Here is a 17,734-nt window from a genome sequence, read left to right on the forward strand (position 1 = left end):
CGGTCAGGGCTGGTCGGCGAGGACGGCGAGGATCGACTCGCCGTACTTGGCGAGCTTGTTCTCGCCGACGCCGCTGATCCGGGACAGCTCGGCCAGCGAGGCGGGAGCGTCGGTGGCGATCTGCCGCAGCGTCGCGTCGTGGAAGATGACGTACGCGGGCACGCCCTGTTCCTTGGCGGTGGCCCCCCGCCAGGCCCGCAGCCGCTCGAACAGCGACCCGGCCGCCGGGGACAGCTCGGCGACCACGGTCGCCGCGCCGCGCGGCTTGGCCGACCGGGTCGGGGCGACCTTCTCCGGCTCCCGGCGCATGGTGACCGTGCGGCGGCGGCCCAGCACCTCCGTGCTGGCCTCGGTGAGCGCCAGCGTGCCGTAGTCGCCCTCGACCGCCAACAGCCCCTCGGCGAGTAGCTGCCGGACCACCCCGCGCCACTCCGCCTCGCGCAGCTCGGTGCCGATGCCGAAGGTGCTCAGCGCGTCGTGGCCGTACTGGCTGATCTTGTCGTTCTGCTTGCCGAGCAGGATGTCGATGCAGTGCCCCGCGCCGAAGCGCTGGTTGCGTTCCCGGTCGAGCCGGTAGACGGTGGAGAGCAGCTTCTGCGCGGCCACCGTGCCGTCCCAGGTCTCCGGCGGGGTCAGGCAGGTGTCGCAGTTGCCGCAGTCGGCCGTGCCGGGCTGGCCGAAGTATTCGAGCAGCTGCACCCGCCGGCAGCGGACCGTCTCGCAGAGCGCCAGCATGGCGTCCAGGTGGGTGGCGAGGTTACGCCGGTGGGCGAGGTCGCCGTCGGACGTCTCGATCATCTTGCGCTGCTGCACCACGTCCTGGAGGCCGTAGGCGAGCCAGGCGGTCGACGGCAGGCCGTCCCGGCCGGCCCGACCGGTCTCCTGGTAGTAACCCTCGACCGACTTCGGCAGGTCGAGGTGGGCCACGAACCGGACGTCCGGCTTGTCGATGCCCATCCCGAAGGCGATCGTGGCGACCATGACCAGGCCGTCCTCGCGCAGGAAACGCTGCTGGTTGGCGGCGCGGGTGCCCGAGTCCAGGCCGGCGTGGTAGGGCAGCGCGGCGACCCCGTTGGCGACCAGGAACTCGGCGGTCTTGTCCACCGAGGCCCGGGACAGGCAGTAGACGATCCCGGCGTCACCCGGGTGCTCGTCGCGCAGCAGGGTCAGCAACTGCTTGCGCGGCTCCTTCTTGGGCACGATCCGGTACTGGATGTTGGGCCGGTCGAAGCTCGCCACGAAGTGCTTCGCCCCGGTGAGCTGGAGCCGGGTGGCGATCTCGGCCCGGGTGGCGCTGGTGGCGGTCGCGGTCAGCGCGATCCGGGGCACCGCCGGCCACCGCTCGTGCAGCATCGACAGGGCCAGGTAGTCCGGGCGGAAGTCGTGCCCCCACTGGGACACGCAGTGCGCCTCGTCGATGGCGAACAGGCCGATCCGGCCCCGGTCGAGCAGCTGCTGCACGCCCCGGGTGCCCAGCGCCTCGGGGGCGAGGTAGAGCAGATCCAGCTCCCCGTCGACGAACGCCTGCTCGACCGTGCGCCGGGCCGCGTAGTCCTGCGTCGAGTTGAGGAAGCCGGCGCGCACGCCGACCGCCGTCAGCGCGTCGACCTGGTCCTGCATGAGGGCGATCAGCGGGGAGACGACCACCGCGACGCCATCGCGGACCAGGGCGGGGACCTGGTAGCACAGCGACTTGCCGCCACCGGTGGGCATCAGCACCAGGGCGTCCCCGCCGGCCACCACGTGGTCGATGACCTCCTGCTGGAAGCCCCGGAAGGCGTCGTAGCCGAAGACCCGGCGGAGCACGTCGAGGGCGTCGGAGGCGCGCAGCTCGGTGGGGGAGGCCATCCGGGGAGTCTACGGACCCGCCCCGACAACGCCCTCCACGACGCCCCCTGCTGCCGGTCCGCCCTGCCCCGGCCTCCGCCTGCTGTGGTGCCCCGCCGCTGTTCTGTCCCTGCCGCCGGTCGCGCTTCCCGCATTCGTGGCGCTCGTCCGGCCGCCCTCACCCGGGGCTGTCGCGTCGCCCGTCGTGGGCGGCGCGGTCCGGCGGCCGACGTGGTGGGGACGGCGCACCGCCCCTGACGTCACCGTGGTCGATCCGGTGCGGTTGGATGGCCCGATGGCGGTGAGCATCGACATCGACGCGCTCCGGGAGGCGGCCGGAGCCGACGTCTGCGCAGCGGCGGACAGGCTGACGGTCGCCGGCGAGCCGGCGGAGGTCCACCCGCTCGGCGGCGGGGCGTCCGGGCTGGTCCGCGAGGTGGGGCAGCCGTCGTACGAGGTCTGGGTGGGGGTCACCGCGGACGGCTTCACCGTCGAGTGCGACTGCGCCGCCGATGCCGACCTGTGCCCGCACGCGGTGGCCCTCACCGCCGCTGCCCTGGCCGACGGCTTCCCGTGGTCCTCCGCGGCCACCCCGCCGTCGTGGGCGGAGATCGACCCGCGGATCGCCGAGCTGGCCGACCTCGCACGTGCGCTGCCCGCCCGCCGGCTGGCGGCGCTGGTCGCGGAGTGGGCGGCCACGGACCCGGCATGGGAGAGCAGGCTACGGGCACAGGCCAGCCAGGCCGCCCCCCACACCGCCGCCGCCATGGACGGCAGCTAGACCGCCTCGCCGTGCCGGCCCTGTGCCGTGCCGGCCGCCTCGTCGTGCCGGGCCCGTGCCGGCCGCCGTCATCGGCCTCGGGCGGGGACCATCTCCCCATGGAGTCGTATGCCTGTGGGTCATGAATATGACAGGTAGGCATACCACTCAGTGTCGAACGATGCTCTGGATGCTGTTCGGATTCCTGGCCCGGCCCGCCCCTGTGGACCTGCGGCGATCGGGTGAGTCGGGTGGCGAGCGCCGGACCCGGTCCCGTCGGCGGGCGGTCGGTGCCGTCCGTCAGCACCCGACCCCCGTCGCCGGGCGCGGACCCGTCGGCGCCCGGTGCGGTCCGCCGGGCACCCGGTCCCGTGCCCGGCACGTTCCGTCGGCGGGTACCCGATGCCGTCGCCGGGCATCCGGTCCGACGTGGGGCATCCGGTCCGACGCGGGGCACGGTCCCGTCGTCCGGCAGGCCCTGCCTGCCGGAACGCGCCGCCGGGCGACCCGCCATCGGCCGTGCGGGGATCGACGCCGTCCGCCGGGATAGAGTCGTCGACTGACCATGCGCGGCCGGTCCACCGGGGCGCGGCGCGACGTACTCGGGGGTAACAGCGGTGAGCGAGGCGCGGACAGCCGGCGGGTACGTCGAGGGCGGCACGGCGGAGTCGGACACCACGCTGGTGGTGGTCACCGGCCTGTCCGGCGGTGGCCGCAGCACGGTGGCCCGCGCCCTGGAGAACGTCGGCTACTACGTGGTGGACAACCTGCCGCAGGCGCTGATGCTGGACATGGCCGAGCTGGCGATGAAGGCCGGCGGCGCGGCCCGGCGTACCGCGATGGTGCTGGACGTGCGGTCGCGGGCCTTCTCCACCGACCTGGCCGGGGCGATCCGGGAGCTGAAGGACCGGGGCTTCTCGCCCCGGGTGGTCTTCGTCGACGCCGACGACGAGGTGCTGATCAGGCGGTTCGAGAGCGTCCGCCGGTCGCACCCGTTGCAGGGCGAGGGGCGGTTGGCCGACGGCATCGCCGTCGAGCGCGCCCTGCTGGAGGAGGCCCGGGACCAGGCCGATGTGATCATCGACACCAGCCACCTCAACGTCAACCAGCTCCGTCGCCGGGTCGAGGAGCTGTTCGGCGGCGAGGACGCCCGTCGGCTGCGACTCACCGTGCTCTCCTTCGGCTTCAAGTACGGCCTGCCGCCGGATGCTGATTTCGTGCTCGACGCCCGGTTCCTGCCGAATCCGTACTGGGTGCCGGAGCTGCGGGAGCACACCGGTCGGGAGCCGGCGGTCAGCGCGTACGTGCTCGGGCAGGAGGGCGCGGACACCTTCGTCGCCTCGTACGCCGACCTGGTCAACGCCACCACCGCCGGGTTCGAGCGGGAGGGCAAGCGCTACCTGACGGTGGCGGTCGGCTGCACCGGCGGCAAGCACCGCAGCGTGGCGATCGCCGAGGAGTTGGCCGAGCGGCTGCGCCAGTCGGGGCTGGCCGCCAACGCGCAGCACCGGGACCTGGGGCGGGAATGACGGCGACGTCGGTGGTCGCCTTCGGCGGTGGGCACGGCCTGTCCGCCTCGCTGCGGGCACTGCGACACTGCGCCGGGGAACTGGACCTGGACATCACCGCCGTGGTCACCGTCGGCGACGACGGCGGTTCCAGCGGCCGGCTGCGGGCCGAACGCGGCGGCCTGCCCCCGGGTGACCTGCGGCAGGCGCTGGTCGCGCTGGCCGGGGACCATCCGGCCACCCGGCGCAGTGCCGGGCTGTTCCAGCACCGGTTCACCGGCGACCCCCGGGACGGGCTGGCCGGGCACGCGGTGGGCAACCTGGTGCTCTGCGGCCTGATGGAGCAGCTCGGCGACCCGGTCGCCGCGCTGGCACACGCCGGGGCGATGCTCGGCACGGTCGGCCGGGTGCTGCCGATGTCCGCCCAGCCGGTGGACATCGAGGCGCAGGTACGCGGGGTCGACCCGGCCCACCCCGACGAGCTGCGCACCGTGCGTGGTCAGCACCAGGTGGCGGTGACCACCGGCACGGTGGAGGCGCTGCGGCTCACCCCGGACGCCCCGGTGGCCTGCCCGGAGGCGGTGGCCGCGGTCGGCGGTGCGGACTGGCTGATCTTCGGGCCGGGTAGCTGGTACACCAGCGTGCTGCCGCACCTGCTGGTGCCGGGGCTGGCCGAGGCGATCGTGACCAGCCCGGCCCGCCGGCTGGTCACCCTCAACCTGGCCGCCGAGCAGGAGACCCTGGGTCTCTCGGTGGCCGACCATCTGGCCGCGCTGCGGTGGTACCTTCCGCAACTCACCGTGGACTACGTGGTGGCCGACTCCAAAGCGGTGGGTGACCCGGAACCGGTCGGGCGTGCGGCAGAATCGCTGGGTGCCCGGTTGGTCCTCGCCCCGGTCGCCGTCGACGACGGCACACCCCGTCACGATCCGGCCGCCCTGGCTGCCGCACTGGTGCCTGTCCTGGGCGCCGATCGTTAAGCACGTACGTAATCACCGGCGACACGCCGGTACCGGTCCGTGAGGGGGCGCACAATGGCGATGACGGCTGCGGTCAAGGACGAGCTGAGCCGGGTCGACGTGCCCAAGCCCTGCTGCCGGCGGGCGGAGATGGCCGCCCTGCTGCGCTTCGCCGGTGGGCTGCACATCGTCTCCGGCCGGGTGGTGGTGGAGGCGGAGCTGGACACCGGGGCGGTGGCCCGCCGGCTGCGCCGGGAGATCGCCGAGGTGTACGGCTACCCCAGCGAGATCCACGTGCTCGCCTCGGGCGGGCTGCGCAAGGGAAGCCACTTCATCGTCCGGGTGGTCAAGGACGGCGAGGCGCTGGCCCGGCAGACCGGCCTGCTCGACGTCCGGGGTCGACCGGTACGCGGCCTGCCACCGCACGTGGTGGCGGCGAACGTCTGCTGCGCGGTGTCGGCCTGGCGGGGCGCGTTCATGGCGCACGGCTCGTTGACCGAGCCGGGCCGCTCCAGTGCGCTGGAGATCACCTGCCCCGGGCCGGAGTCCGCGCTGGCCCTGGTCGGCGCGGCCCGCCGGATCGGCATCACCGCCAAGAACCGGGAGGTGCGCGGGGTGGACCGGGTGGTGGTCAAGGACGGCGACGCGATCGCCGCGCTGCTCACCCGGATCGGCGCACACTCCAGCGTGCTGGCCTGGGAGGAGCGCCGGGTGCGCCGCGAGGTGCGGGCCACCGCCAACCGGCTGGCGAACTTCGACGACGCCAACCTGCGCCGCTCGGCGCGGGCCGCGGTGGCCGCCGCCGCCCGGGTCACCCGGGCGCTGGAGATCCTCGCCGACGACGCCCCGAACCACCTCACCTCGGCCGGTCAGCTGCGGCTGGAGCACCGGCAGGCGTCGCTGGAGGAGCTGGGCGCGCTGGCCGACCCGCCGTTGACCAAGGACGCGATCGCCGGGCGGATCCGCCGGCTGCTGGCGCTCGCCGACAAACGCGCCCGTGACCTGGGCATCCCGGATACCGAAGCGGCCGTCACGCCGGACATGCTCGTGGTCTGATAGGACGGTGGGTCGCCATCCGGCGGGCGCGTGCGGGGCACGGGCCGGCGGGGGTGACGTGCCACGGGTCGGGCGGGTGGGGCGTGCCGTGCCGTCGACCCGGCGGGGTCACCACCCGCCGCATCGCGGCGGGGCACGCTCGGATAGGGTCGACGGGTACGGCAAGGGGGCCGGCACAGGCACTCCTCGCCGTGCACGCCGCCTCAGGCGGTCAGGTCCTCCCAGACCGTGGCGGGGTGGCCGAGACGAATCGTCAACGGCCGGCTCACCGGCCGGCGCACACACCTCCGCCGGCCCGTTCTGACGTCGGCGGACCAGAACGCGAGGAGATGGGACCTGTGACCATCCGGGTTGGCATCAACGGCTTCGGCCGCATCGGCCGTAACTTCTTCCGGGCCGTGCTGGCGTCCGGCGCCGACATCGAGGTCGTCGCCGTGAACGACCTGACCGACAACGCGACGCTCGCCCACCTGCTCAAGTACGACAGCATCCTCGGTCGTCTGCCGCACGAGGTCAAGGCCACCGCCGACGAGATCACCGTCGGTGGCAAGACCATCAAGGCGTTCGCCGAGAAGGACCCGTCGAAGCTGGCGTGGGGCGAGGTCGGCGCGGACGTCGTCATCGAGTCCACCGGTTTCTTCACCGACGGCACCAAGGCCAAGGCGCACGTCGACGGCGGGGCCAAGAAGGTCATCATCTCCGCCCCGGCGAAGAACGAGGACGTCACGGTCGTCATGGGCGTCAACCACGACCAGTACGACCCGGCCAAGCACACGATCATCTCGAACGCGTCGTGCACCACGAACTGCCTGGCTCCGATGGCGAAGGTCCTGCAGGACACCTTCGGCATCGAGAAGGGCCTGATGACCACGATCCACGCGTACACCCAGGACCAGAACCTCCAGGACGCGCCGCACAAGGACCTGCGTCGGGCCCGCGCCGCCGCGCTGAACATCGTCCCCACCTCGACCGGCGCCGCCAAGGCGATCGGGCTGGTGCTGCCGGTGCTCAAGGGCAAGCTGGACGGTTACGCGCTGCGGGTGCCGATCCCGACCGGCTCGGCCACCGACCTGACCGTCGAGGTCGGCCGGGAGACCAGCGTGGACGAGGTCAACGCCGCGATCAAGGCCGCCGCGGACGGTCCGCTCAAGGGCATCCTGGTCTACAACGAGGACCCGATCGTCTCGTCGGACATCGTCACCGACCCGGCGTCGTGCATCTTCGACGCGCCGCTGACCAAGGTCATCGGCAACCAGGTCAAGGTCGTCGGCTGGTACGACAACGAGTGGGGCTACTCCAACCGGATCGTCGACCTGGTCAAGCTGGTGGGTTCCTCGCTGTGAGTGCGAGGAGTGAGCTTGCGAGCCCCGCAGTCACGAACGGAGAGTTAGCTCTGTGAGCATCCGCAACCTCGACGACCTGCTCGCCGAGGGGGTGTCGGGTCGGCGCGTGCTGGTGCGCGCCGACCTGAACGTCCCGCTCGACAAGCAGACCGGGGAGATCACCGACGACGGCCGGATCCGGGCCGTCCTGCCCACCCTGGGCGCGCTGGTGCAGGCCGGGGCGAAGGTCGTGGTCTGTTCGCACCTGGGCCGCCCGAAGGGCGCCCCGGACCCGCAGTACAGCCTCCGCCCGGTCGCCGGGCGGCTCGGTGAGCTGCTGGACGCGCCGGTGCACTTCGCCACCGACACCGTCGGCGAGTCCGCCCGCGCCACGGTGGACGCGCTGGCCGACGGTCAGGTCGCCCTGCTGGAGAACCTCCGCTTCAACAAGGGGGAGACCAGCAAGGACGACGCCGAGCGGGGGGCCTTCGCCGACCAGCTCGCCGCGTTCGGCGAGGCGTACGTGGACGACGCGTTCGGTGCGGTGCACCGCAAGCACGCCAGCGTCCACGACGTACCGGCCCGGTTGCCGCACGTCGCGGGCCGGCTGGTCCTGCGCGAGGTGGAGGTGCTGTCCCGGCTGACCGGGGAGCCGGAGCGCCCGTACGTGGTGGTGCTCGGCGGTTCCAAGGTCTCCGACAAGCTGGCGGTCATCGAGGCGCTGCTGCCGAAGGTCGACCGGCTGCTCATCGGCGGCGGGATGTGCTTCACCTTCCTCAAGGCCCAGGGCCACGAGGTGGGCACCTCGCTGCTGGAGGAGGAGATGGTCGAGACCTGCGGCAACCTCCTGGCCCGCGCCGACGGCAAGATCCTGCTCCCGGTCGACGTGGTGGCCGCGGACGCCTTCGCCCCGGACGCCGCGCACGACACGGTGCCCGCCGACGGCATCCCCAGCCACCGGCTCGGCCTGGACATCGGCCCGGAGACGGTGGCCGGCTTCACCGCCGCGCTGTCCGGCGCGAGGACGGTCTTCTGGAACGGCCCGATGGGCGTGTTCGAGATGCCGGCGTTCGCGGGCGGCACCCGGGGGGTCGCCGAGGCGATCACCAAGACCGACGCGTTCACCGTGGTCGGTGGCGGGGACTCCGCCGCGGCCGTCCGGGCGCTCGGGCTGGACGAGTCGTCGTTCGGTCACATCTCCACCGGCGGCGGCGCCTCCCTGGAGTACCTGGAGGGCAAGACCCTCCCCGGCATCGCGGCCCTGGAGAACTGATGGCGAGCGTCACCCGCCGGCCGCTGATGGCCGGCAACTGGAAGATGAACCTCAACCACCTCGAGGCCAACCTGCTGGTGCAGAAGCTGGCCGCGAGCCTCACCGAGCAGCAGCTCACCGCCGTCGAGACGGTGGTCCTGCCGCCCTTCACCGACCTGCGTACCGTGCAGACCGCGGTGGACGGCGACAAGCTGCTCATCGGCTACGGCGGGCAGGACCTCTCGCCGTACCAGTCCGGCGCGTACACCGGGGACATCTCCGGGGCGATGCTGGCCAAGCTGGGCTGCACCTACGTGACGGTCGGGCACTCGGAGCGGCGGCAGTACCACTACGAGGACGACGCGATCGTCAATGCCAAGGTGGCCGCGGCGCTGGCCAACGGGCTGACCCCGATTCTCTGCATCGGTGAGGGCCTGGAGATCCGCGAGCAGCTGCGGCACGTGCCGCACTGCTGCGACCAGCTCGACGGCGCCCTCAAGGGGCTCACCGCCGAGCAGGTCACCCAGGTCGTGGTCGCGTACGAGCCGGTCTGGGCGATCGGCACCGGCAAGACCGCCACCCCCGAGGACGCCCAGGAGGTCTGCGGGGAGGTCCGCAAGCGGCTGGTCGAGACCTACGACCAGGGCACCGCCGACCAGGTCCGGATCCTCTACGGCGGCTCGGTCAAGTCGTCCAACGTCGCATCGATCATGTCCCAGCCGGACGTGGACGGGGCGCTGGTGGGCGGGGCCAGCCTGGACGCCGAGGAGTTCGCGAAGATCTGCCGCTTCCCGGAGCACACGGTCGCCTGATCGCTCGCTATTCTTGACTCCGCCCGTCCACCGGTCGGTGCCGCCGTGCCCGATCTGTCCGGGCGAGGATCGTAACGAGAGGACTGACCCCAGCCATGCCGATCTGGTTCGCATACACGTTGATCGTGTTGCTGGTCATCACGAGCGTTCTGCTCACCATGCTCATCCTGCTGCACCGGGGTAAGGGCGGCGGGCTGTCGAGCATGTTCGGCGGCGGGGTCAGCTCCAGCCTGGCCGGCTCGTCGGTGGCCGAGAAGAACCTGGACCGCTACACCGTCCTGGTGAGCATCGTCTGGTTCGCCTGCATCGTCGGGCTCGGCCTCTGGCTCCGGCTCCAGCTCAACAGCGGGGCCTGAGCGACTCGATCAGGTCGTACAATCTGCGCGCGGTCCGTCACGGACCGCGCGCAGTTTTGTTTCTCCGTCCCGTCGCCCGTCGCCCGCCTCCGGCGGCGGGTTCCCTCCGACGACAGGAGCGAGCAACAGTGGCCAGTGGCAACGTCATCCGCGGTTCACGAATCGGGTCGGCACCCGAGCGTCCCACCGAACGGCACGAACCGGCCCCCCGCCGCGCGGTCACCTACTGGTGCCGCAACGACCACGCCACCGAGATCCGGTTGGCGTTGGACGCCGAGGAGCCGGCGGTCTGGGACTGCCCGCGCTGCGGCGTGCCGGCCGGGCGGGACGCCCAGAACCCGCCCGGACGCACCCGCCCCGAGCCCTACAAGACCCACCTGGCGTACGTGAAGGAGCGCCGCACCCCCCAGGAGGGGGAGGCGCTGCTGAACGAGGCACTGGCCGCGTTGCGCCGCCGCCGCGGCCGGGAGTGACCACGGAGCCCCCACGGTCGGGAACGACCACTACGGCCCCGCTGTCGGGAACGACCGCTGCGCCGCCGCAGCGGCCGGACACGACCCCGGCGGCGCGGGCGCGCTGACCCGGGCCCGCACCGCCGGGTCGCTGCGGCTCTACCCGGTCCGGAGGGCCGGGGCGCTGCGGCTCAGCGCGGCCGGGTCGCCCCGGGGCTCAGCGCAGGCTGCGCAGTCGGGGCGGCACGTCGGCCGCCGCCGCCCGGTCGAGCAGCCAGAGGGTCCGCGAGACGCCCTGCACCCCGGCCGCCGGCAACTGCTTCGGGCCGGCTCCGGCCAGCGCCATCCCCACCGCCCGCGCCTTGTCGGCCCCGCTGGCGACCAGCCAGACCTCCTCGGCGGTGTTGATCGACGGCAGGGTGAGGGTGGTCCGCACCGGCGGCGGCTTCGGGCTGCCCCGGACCGCGCTGACCGGCCGGCTGTCGTGGTGCACCGGGTGCTCGGGGAAGACCGACGCCACGTGCCCGTCCTCGCCGACGCCCAGCATCAGCACGTCGAAGTGGGGCAGCGCGGCGTGACCGGGCCGGGCCGCCCGCGCCAGCTCCTCGGCGTACGCGGCGGCGCCGGCCTCCGGGTCGTCACCGGTGGGGCCGTCGGTGGCCGGCATCGGATGCACCCGGGCCGGGTCCAACGGCACCAGGTCCAGCAGCGCGGCCCGGGCCTGCGTCTCGTTGCGTTCCGGGTCGCCGGCCGGCAGGAAGCGCTCGTCGCCCCACCAGACGTCCACCCGGGACCAGTCGACCGCGTCGTGGGCGGGCAGCGCGACCACCGCCCGGTGCACCGCCGCGGCGATCCGACCGCCGGTCAGCACGATCGACGCCGCACCCCGCTCCGCCTGCGCGTCGAGCAGCTTCACCACCAGCCGGGCCGCCACCGCCTGCGCCAGCAGGTCGGCGTCGGCGTGCACGGCGACACTCGCCTCACTCATCTTGGCCTTTCCCGACCGCTCGGCGCGGTCCTGCTCGTCGTGGCGGGACCGGTCGGCCCGCCGGGTGCCGGCTGTCACCAGCGCGTCGTGCCGGGGCGGGTGGTCGACCCGCCGCTGCCCCGACCGGCCGGTGCGCGGCCCGCCAGGACCGCCCACCGGCCTACGGTCTAGGACGCCGCGCTGGTGCCGGCGTGCGTGCTCACGCCCGCCTCCGCCCGCCGCGCGGTGGCCGGGTCCTTCCAGACGTGCACCCGCTGCGACGGGCGCTGCTCCAGACCGGACAGGCCGGCCGCCGCGCCCAGCGCCTCGGCGTAGACCTGGTCGGCGTCGAGCCGGCGCAGCTCCTCGGCCAGCTCGTCACCGAGCGGGCGACGCACCAGCGGCAGCACCCGGTCGTCCTGGCCGGTACGCCGGAACGTGGCCAGGCTGTCGTCCCGGGTCAGGGTCAGCTCGTCGCCGTTGGCGCAGCGCAGCTGCACCTGACGCATCCGCGGGTGGTCGTCGGTGTGCTGCCACTGCGGCTCGATGCCGAGCCGGGCGGCCAGCCAGCCCTGCATCAGCGCCGCCGTCGGATCCCGGCGCGGGGCCACCACTGTCGCCTCGGTGACCCGGGCCTCGGTGGTGTCGAACGCCCCGGCGACCAGGGTGCGCCACGGGGTGATCCGGGTCCAGGCCAGGTCGGTGTCGCCGGGGGCGTAGTCCCGGGCCCGTTCCCGCAGCGCCTCGATCGGGTCGGCCGCCTGCGCGCAGTCGGTGATCCGCCGGTCGGCGACCACCCCGAGGAAGTCGGTGGCGATCTCCGCCGGTGGCTCGCCGTGCCACCAGGTGACCACCGGCACGTCCGGCACCAGCAGCGGCATCACCACCGATTCGGCGTGCAGGGCGAGCCGGCCGTACATCCGGGTCACCACCGCCTCGCACGGCCCCAGTCGGCCGCCGACCACGATCTCCGCGTCCAGCCGGTTGCGTTCCCGCTCGACGTCGGCGCGGACGACCACGAGCAGCCGGCAGGGGTGGGCGGCGGCGGCGATGGTGGCCGCCGCCTCCGCGTCCCGGACCCGCTTCTCGTCGACCACCACGATCAGGGTCAGCGCCATCCCGCTGGCCACCCCGCCCGCGCTCCGCCGCTCGGCGGCGAGTGCCTTGACCACCTCGTTGCCGGTGGTGTCCCACAGCCCGATCACTGGTGCCTCCCGGTCCGCCCGCTGTGCCTGCTGCCCTCGTGGCCGTTCACGCCCGCCGCCAGGCGCGGCCCTCACGGGCCAGCATCTCGTCGGCGGCCCGGGGGCCCCACTCGCCGGAGCGGTACGGCTCCGGCTTGGTGCCCTCCCAGGCGTGTTCCAACGGGTCCACCACCGCCCAGCTCTGTTCCACCTCGGAGGCGTCCGGGAAGAGCGTCCGGTCGCCGATCAGCACGTCCAGCACCAGCCGCTCGTACGCCTCGGGGCTGGACTCGGTGAACGCCTCGCCGTACTGGAAGTCCATCGCGATGTCGCGGACCTCCATGGTGGTGCCGGGCACCTTCGAGCCGAACTTGAGCACCACGCCCTCGTCCGGCTGCACCCGGATGACGAGCTGGTTGTTGCCCAGCGACTCCATGTCGGCGGCGTTGAACGGCAGGTGCGGGGCCTTCTTGAACATGATGGCCACCTCGGTCACCCGCCGCGGCAGCCGCTTGCCGGCCCGGATGTAGAACGGCACCCCCGCCCAGCGGCGGTTCTGGATGCCCAGCTCCACGGCGACGTACGTCTCGGTGGTGGAGTCACCGGGGACGCCGTCCTCGTCGAGGTAGCCGACGGCCCGTTCGCCGCCCACCCAGCCGGGCAGGTACTGGCCGCGTACGGTGCCCCGGGCGACGTCCTTCGGCAGGGTGATCGCCTTGAGCACCTTCAGCTTCTCGGCCCGGATCTCGTCGGCGTCGAAGCTGGTGGGCTCCTCCATGGCGACCAGGGCGAGCAGTTGGAGCAGGTGGTTCTGGAGCACGTCGCGGGCGGTGCCGACCGAGTCGTAGAAGCCGGCCCGGGAGCCGATGCCGACGTCCTCGGCCATGGTGATCTGCACCGAGTCGACGTACTTCGAGTTCCACAGGGGCTCGAAGAGGTTGTTGGCGAAGCGCAGGGCGAGGATGTTCTGGACCGTCTCCTTGCCCAGGTAGTGGTCGATCCGGAAGACGTCCTGCCGGGTGAACACGTCGTCGACCAGGTCGTTGAGCTCCTTGGCCGACGGCAGGTCGTTGCCGAACGGCTTCTCCACCACCACCCGCCGCCAGCCGCCGCACTTCTCGTTGTCGGCCATGCCGGTGCGGGCCAGCTGCTTGAGCACCACCGGGAACGCCGTCGGGGGGATGGAGAAGTAGAACGCCGCGTTGCCGTGGATGCCGTGGCTGTCGCGCAGCTGGTTCAGGGTCGCCGCGAGCTTGTCGAAGGCGGCGTCGTCGTCGAACGACCCACCGACGAACTTGACGTTGCCAGCCAGCCGGGACCACACCTCCTCCCGCCACGGGGTCCGGGCGTGCTTCTTCGCCGACTCGTGGGCAAGCGCCTCGAAGTCGCCGTCGCCCCAGTCCCGACGGGCGAAGCCCAGCACCACGAAACCGGGTGGCAGCAGCCCCCGGTTGGCCAGGTCGTAAACCGCCGGCAGCAGCTTCTTGCGCGCCAGGTCACCGGTCACTCCGAAGATCACCAGGGCGCACGGCTCCGGGATCCGGGGGAGCCTTCGGTCCTGCGCGTCGCGCAGCGGATTCACGCCGCCTCCTCGCTCCGTCTGGTGCATGTCGTCCATCGTCACGTCCGCCATCGTCCGGTCACCGTCAGCACGGCCGGGGGCCGCCGAAAGGTCCCGGTCGGATGGTGCCACCGGGAGGCCCTGCGCGTACAGGGCAGCCGGCGCCGGAGCGGACGCGGTCGGTTCGACCACGTCCGCTCCGGGCACCGCGGGACCGGCGTCGGCGTCGGCCGGGCCGGTCGGCAGGTCACTCACGTCGCCGCCGGTGCCGCGGTGACGCCGACGTGGCGCGTCGCGGGGCGGCCCGGCCCCGCGACGCCGGCTACGCCGTCGGTCACGCGTTTCCCCCGGCCCGCTGGGCCGCCTCGGCGTTGCCCTTGGCGGCCTCGTTCGGGGCAGCGCTGCCCTGCGCCGCGGCGGCCAGCGACGTGCGGACGCCGTCGAGCAGCTCACTCCAGCTCGCCTCGAACTTCTCCACGCCCTCCCGCTCCAGGGTGGCGATCACCGCGTCCATGTCGATGCCGACGGCGGCCAGGTCGGCGAAGACCTGCCGGGCGGCGTCGTACGCGCCGGTGATGGTGTCGCCCCGGGTCTCCCCGTGCTCGGCGTACGCCTGGACCACCGACTCCGGCATGGTGTTGACGGTGCCGGGGGCGATCAGCTCCTCGACGTAGATCACGTCCCGGTAGTCCGGGTTCTTGGTCGAGGTCGACGCCCACAGCGGGCGCTGCGGGTGGGCGCCGGCGTCGGCCAGCGCCTGCCACCGGTCAGAGGAGAAGACCTCGGTGTAGCGCTCGTAGGCGAGCTGGGCGTTGGCCACGGCGGCCTTGCCGCGCAGCGCCTTGGCCTCCTCGGAACCGATCTTGTCGAGCTGCTTGTCGATCTCGGAGTCGACCCGGGAGACGAAGAACGAGGCCACCGAGCCGATGGTGGACAGGTCGTGACCGTTGGCCTTCGCCTGCTCCAGGCCGGCGAGGAACGCCTCCATCACCGCCGAGTAGCGGTCCAGCCCGAAGATCAGCGTGACGTTGACGCTGATCCCCTCGGCCAGGGTCGCGGTGATCGCGGCCAGTCCCTCCTCGGTCGCCGGGATCTTGATGTAGAGGTTGGGCCGGTCCACCAGCCACCACAGCGCCTTGGCCTCGGCCACCGTCCTGTCGGTGTCGTGGGCGACCCGGGGGTCGACCTCGATGGAGACCCGGCCGTCGACACCGGCGCTGCCGTCGTACGACGGCCGCATCACGTCGCACGCCCAGCGCACGTCGTAGGTGGTGAGCATCCGGACCGCCTCTTCCACCTCGATGCCCCGGGTGGCGAGGTCCTTCAGCTGCCAGTTGTACTCGTCGGCGTCGCTGAGCGCCTTGGCGAAGATGGTCGGGTTGGTGGTCACCCCGGCCACGTGCTGCTCGCGGCGGAGCCGGTCCAGCCCGCCGGAGCTCAGCCGTACCCGGGAAAGGTCGTCGAGCCAGACCGCCACTCCGGCGGCGGTGAGGTCACCCAGTCTGTCCGTCATGTCGTCCACGCTCCCCTCAGTTGCCGGTCGTGAAACCGGTGATGTCGCCCACCCGGGTCAGCGCCGCGTGCGCGGCGGCGACGATCCGGTCGGGGGTGAAGCCGAACTGCTCGAACAGCACGGTGTGCGGGGCGCTCGCCCCGTAGTGCTCCAGGCTGACGCTCTCGCCCAGGTCACCGACGATGCCCCGCCAGGACATCCCGATCCCGGCCTCGACGCTCACCCGGGCCTGCACCCCGCGCGGCAGCACCGACTCGCGGTACGCCTCGTCCTGCTCGTAGAACCACTCCTGGCAGGGCATCGAGACGACCCGGGTGGGGGTGCCGTCGGCCTCCAACCGCTCCCGGGCGGTGAGGCAGAGCTGCACCTCCGAGCCGGTGCCCACGATGATCACCTGCGGCTTGCCGTTGGACGCCTCGGCCAGCACGTAGCCGCCCTTGGCGGTGCCCTCCGCGCCCGCGTACGTCTCCCGGTCCAGGGTCGGCAGCGGCTGCCGGCTCAGCGCCAGCGCGGTCGGCCGGTCGGTGTGCTCCAGCGCCTGCCGCCAGGCCCAGGCGGTCTCGTTGGCGTCGGCCGGCCGGACCACGTCCAGGCCCGGGATGGCGCGCAGCGCGGTCAGGTGCTCCACCGGCTGGTGGGTCGGGCCGTCCTCGCCGAGGCCGATCGAGTCGTGCGTCCAGACGTACGTCACCGGCAGCTTCATCAGGGCGGCGAGCCGTACCGAGGGGCGCATGTAGTCGCTGAACACCAGGAAGGTGCCGCCGTACGGGCGGGTGCCGCCGTGCAGGGCGATGCCGTTGAGGATCGCGCCCATGGCGTGCTCACGGATGCCGAAGTGCAGCGTGCGGCCGTACTCGTGGCCGGGGAAGTCCTTGGTGGCGTGGGCGGCCGGGATGAACGACGGCTCGCCCTTCATGGTGGTGTTGTTGCTCTCGGCCAGGTCGGCCGAGCCGCCCCACAGCTCCGGCAGCACCGGGGCGAGCGCCTCCAGCACCTTGCCGGAGGCGGCCCGGGTGGCCACGCCCTTGGCGTCGGCGGGGAAGACCGGCAGCGCGTCCGTCCAGCCCTGCGGCAGCACCCGGCCGGCGATCCGGTCGTAGAGCGCCTTGCGCTCCGGGTTGGCCTGCGCCCAGCCGTCGAACTCGCCGGTCCACGCCTGCTCGGCCTCGCCGCCACGGGTCAGCACCCCCCGGGCGTGGGCGAGCACGTCCTCGTCGACCTGGAAGCTCTGCTGCGGGTCGAAGCCGAGGATCTCCTTGGTGGCCTTCACCTCGTCGGCCCCGAGCGCCGAGCCGTGGATCTTGCCGGTGTTCTTCTTGTTGGGCGCGGGCCAGCCGATGATGGTGCGCAGCGCGATGAACGAGGGCCGGCCGGTCTCCGCCTTCGCCGCCAGCAGCGCCTGGTAGAGCGCCTCGACGTCCTCGTGGTAGTCGCCCTGGTCGGCGTCGCCGGCCCGCCAGTCGACGGTCTGCACGTGCCAGCCGTACGCCGCGTAGCGGGCCGCCACGTCCTCGCTCTTGGCGATCCGGGTGTCGTCCTCGATCGAGATCTCGTTGTCGTCGTAGATCAGCGTGAGGTTGCCGAGCTGCTGGTGCCCGGCCAGGGCGCTCGCCTCGTGGCTGATGCCCTCCTCGATGTCGCCGTCGGAGGCGATGCACCAGATCTGGTGGTCGAAGACCGACGCGCCCGGCTCGCTCTCCGGGTCGAACAGGCCGCGCTCGCGGCGGGCCGCCATCGCCATGCCCACCGCGTTGCCCAGACCCTGCCCGAGCGGGCCGGTGGTGGTCTCGACCCCCGGGGTGTGCCCGTGCTCCGGGTGGCCCGGGGTGAGCGACCCCCACTGCCGCAGCGACTTGAGGTCGTCCAGGCTCAGCGGGTAGCCGGCGAGGAAGAGCTGGATGTAGAGCGTCAGGCTGGAGTGCCCGGCGGACAGCACGAACCGGTCCCGGCCGGGCCAGTTCGGGTCGGCCGGATTGTGCCGCATCACCCGGTTGAACAGCAGGTACGCCGCGGGCGCGAGGCTCATCGCGGTGCCGGGGTGGCCGTTGCCGGATTTCTCCACGGCATCCATGGCCAGGACGCGGACGGTGTCGACGGCCCGGCGGTCGAGGTCGGTCCAGTTGAGTGCGGGTCGGTTGGCAGCCACTATGGTTGTGCTCCTCGGCAGATGGGCGGAACCCTCAGTGGTGACCCTATCGAGCGGGT

15 protein-coding genes are annotated in these 17,734 nt (G+C 72.8%); 9 read left to right on the forward strand and 6 right to left on the reverse strand.

What is annotated here, in order from left to right:
* Nucleotides 1-3: 3 nt before the first annotated feature.
* On the reverse strand, nt 4-1,848 hold the full coding sequence (gene recQ / locus GA0070623_RS27525) for a DNA helicase RecQ (protein ID WP_067304400.1): 1,845 nt from the start codon (nt 1,846-1,848) through the stop codon (nt 4-6).
* A gap of 274 nt (nt 1,849-2,122) precedes the next feature.
* Here recQ and GA0070623_RS27530 point away from each other — a divergent pair, with 274 nt between their 5' ends.
* The 9 genes from GA0070623_RS27530 to GA0070623_RS27570 all read left to right on the forward strand — a co-directional run bounded on the left by GA0070623_RS27530 (nt 2,123) and on the right by GA0070623_RS27570 (nt 10,325).
* Nucleotides 2,123-2,608 carry a hypothetical protein gene (locus tag GA0070623_RS27530; protein WP_157517480.1) on the forward strand — a complete coding sequence of 162 codons (486 nt, stop codon included), beginning with the start codon at nt 2,123-2,125 and terminating at the stop codon, nt 2,606-2,608.
* A 596-nt stretch (nt 2,609-3,204) separates the two neighbouring features.
* Nucleotides 3,205-4,116: an RNase adapter RapZ gene (gene rapZ, locus GA0070623_RS27535; protein WP_067304394.1), complete on the forward strand. Its 912-nt coding sequence runs from the start codon at nt 3,205-3,207 to the stop codon at nt 4,114-4,116.
* Nucleotides 4,113-5,075: a gluconeogenesis factor YvcK family protein gene (locus GA0070623_RS27540; protein ID WP_067304390.1), complete on the forward strand. Its 963-nt coding sequence runs from the start codon at nt 4,113-4,115 to the stop codon at nt 5,073-5,075. The genes rapZ and GA0070623_RS27540 overlap by 4 nt, the downstream gene beginning before the upstream one ends.
* A gap of 54 nt (nt 5,076-5,129) precedes the next feature.
* A complete protein-coding gene (whiA, locus tag GA0070623_RS27545; protein WP_067304387.1) occupies nt 5,130-6,110 on the forward strand; it encodes a DNA-binding protein WhiA in 981 nt (326 codons plus the stop codon).
* A gap of 338 nt (nt 6,111-6,448) precedes the next feature.
* Nucleotides 6,449-7,453, forward strand: a complete 1,005-nt coding sequence (gap, locus tag GA0070623_RS27550) for a type I glyceraldehyde-3-phosphate dehydrogenase (RefSeq protein WP_067304384.1) — start codon at nt 6,449-6,451, stop codon at nt 7,451-7,453.
* A gap of 52 nt (nt 7,454-7,505) precedes the next feature.
* On the forward strand, nt 7,506-8,705 hold the full coding sequence (locus GA0070623_RS27555; protein WP_067304381.1) for a phosphoglycerate kinase: 1,200 nt from the start codon (nt 7,506-7,508) through the stop codon (nt 8,703-8,705).
* Nucleotides 8,705-9,496: a triose-phosphate isomerase gene (gene tpiA / locus GA0070623_RS27560; protein WP_067304376.1), complete on the forward strand. Its 792-nt coding sequence runs from the start codon at nt 8,705-8,707 to the stop codon at nt 9,494-9,496. Before GA0070623_RS27555 ends, tpiA begins: the two co-directional genes overlap by 1 nt.
* 95 nt (nt 9,497-9,591) lie before the next feature.
* Entirely contained in the window at nt 9,592-9,852 is a 261-nt protein-coding gene (secG, locus tag GA0070623_RS27565) for a preprotein translocase subunit SecG (protein ID WP_067304373.1), read from the forward strand.
* Between the two features lie 128 nt (nt 9,853-9,980).
* Complete coding sequence (locus tag GA0070623_RS27570; RefSeq protein WP_067304368.1) at nt 9,981-10,325, forward strand: RNA polymerase-binding protein RbpA; 345 nt, start codon at nt 9,981-9,983, stop codon at nt 10,323-10,325.
* A gap of 196 nt (nt 10,326-10,521) precedes the next feature.
* On the opposite strand, the gene pgl is transcribed toward GA0070623_RS27570, so the two are convergent.
* The 5 genes from pgl to tkt all read right to left on the reverse strand — a co-directional run bounded on the left by pgl (nt 10,522) and on the right by tkt (nt 17,675).
* Nucleotides 10,522-11,292, reverse strand: coding sequence for a 6-phosphogluconolactonase (gene pgl, locus GA0070623_RS27575; protein WP_067304451.1), 771 nt, complete (start codon nt 11,290-11,292; stop codon nt 10,522-10,524).
* A gap of 167 nt (nt 11,293-11,459) precedes the next feature.
* Complete coding sequence (locus GA0070623_RS27580; protein WP_067304365.1) at nt 11,460-12,476, reverse strand: glucose-6-phosphate dehydrogenase assembly protein OpcA; 1,017 nt, start codon at nt 12,474-12,476, stop codon at nt 11,460-11,462.
* Between the two features lie 46 nt (nt 12,477-12,522).
* Nucleotides 12,523-14,088 (reverse strand): glucose-6-phosphate dehydrogenase, encoded by a 1,566-nt coding sequence (gene zwf, locus GA0070623_RS27585; protein WP_231932570.1) that lies wholly within the window; start codon nt 14,086-14,088, stop codon nt 12,523-12,525.
* A 262-nt stretch (nt 14,089-14,350) separates the two neighbouring features.
* The gene (gene tal / locus GA0070623_RS27590) at nt 14,351-15,529 is read right to left on the reverse strand and encodes a transaldolase (protein ID WP_067304445.1); all 1,179 of its coding nucleotides are present in this window, start codon (nt 15,527-15,529) and stop codon (nt 14,351-14,353) included.
* Between the two features lie 16 nt (nt 15,530-15,545).
* Nucleotides 15,546-17,675 carry a transketolase gene (gene tkt / locus GA0070623_RS27595; protein ID WP_067304362.1) on the reverse strand — a complete coding sequence of 710 codons (2,130 nt, stop codon included), beginning with the start codon at nt 17,673-17,675 and terminating at the stop codon, nt 15,546-15,548.
* Nucleotides 17,676-17,734: the final 59 nt, after the last annotated feature.

This window comes from Micromonospora rifamycinica, assembly GCF_900090265.1.
Classification (GTDB): Bacteria; Actinomycetota; Actinomycetes; order Mycobacteriales; family Micromonosporaceae; genus Micromonospora; species Micromonospora rifamycinica.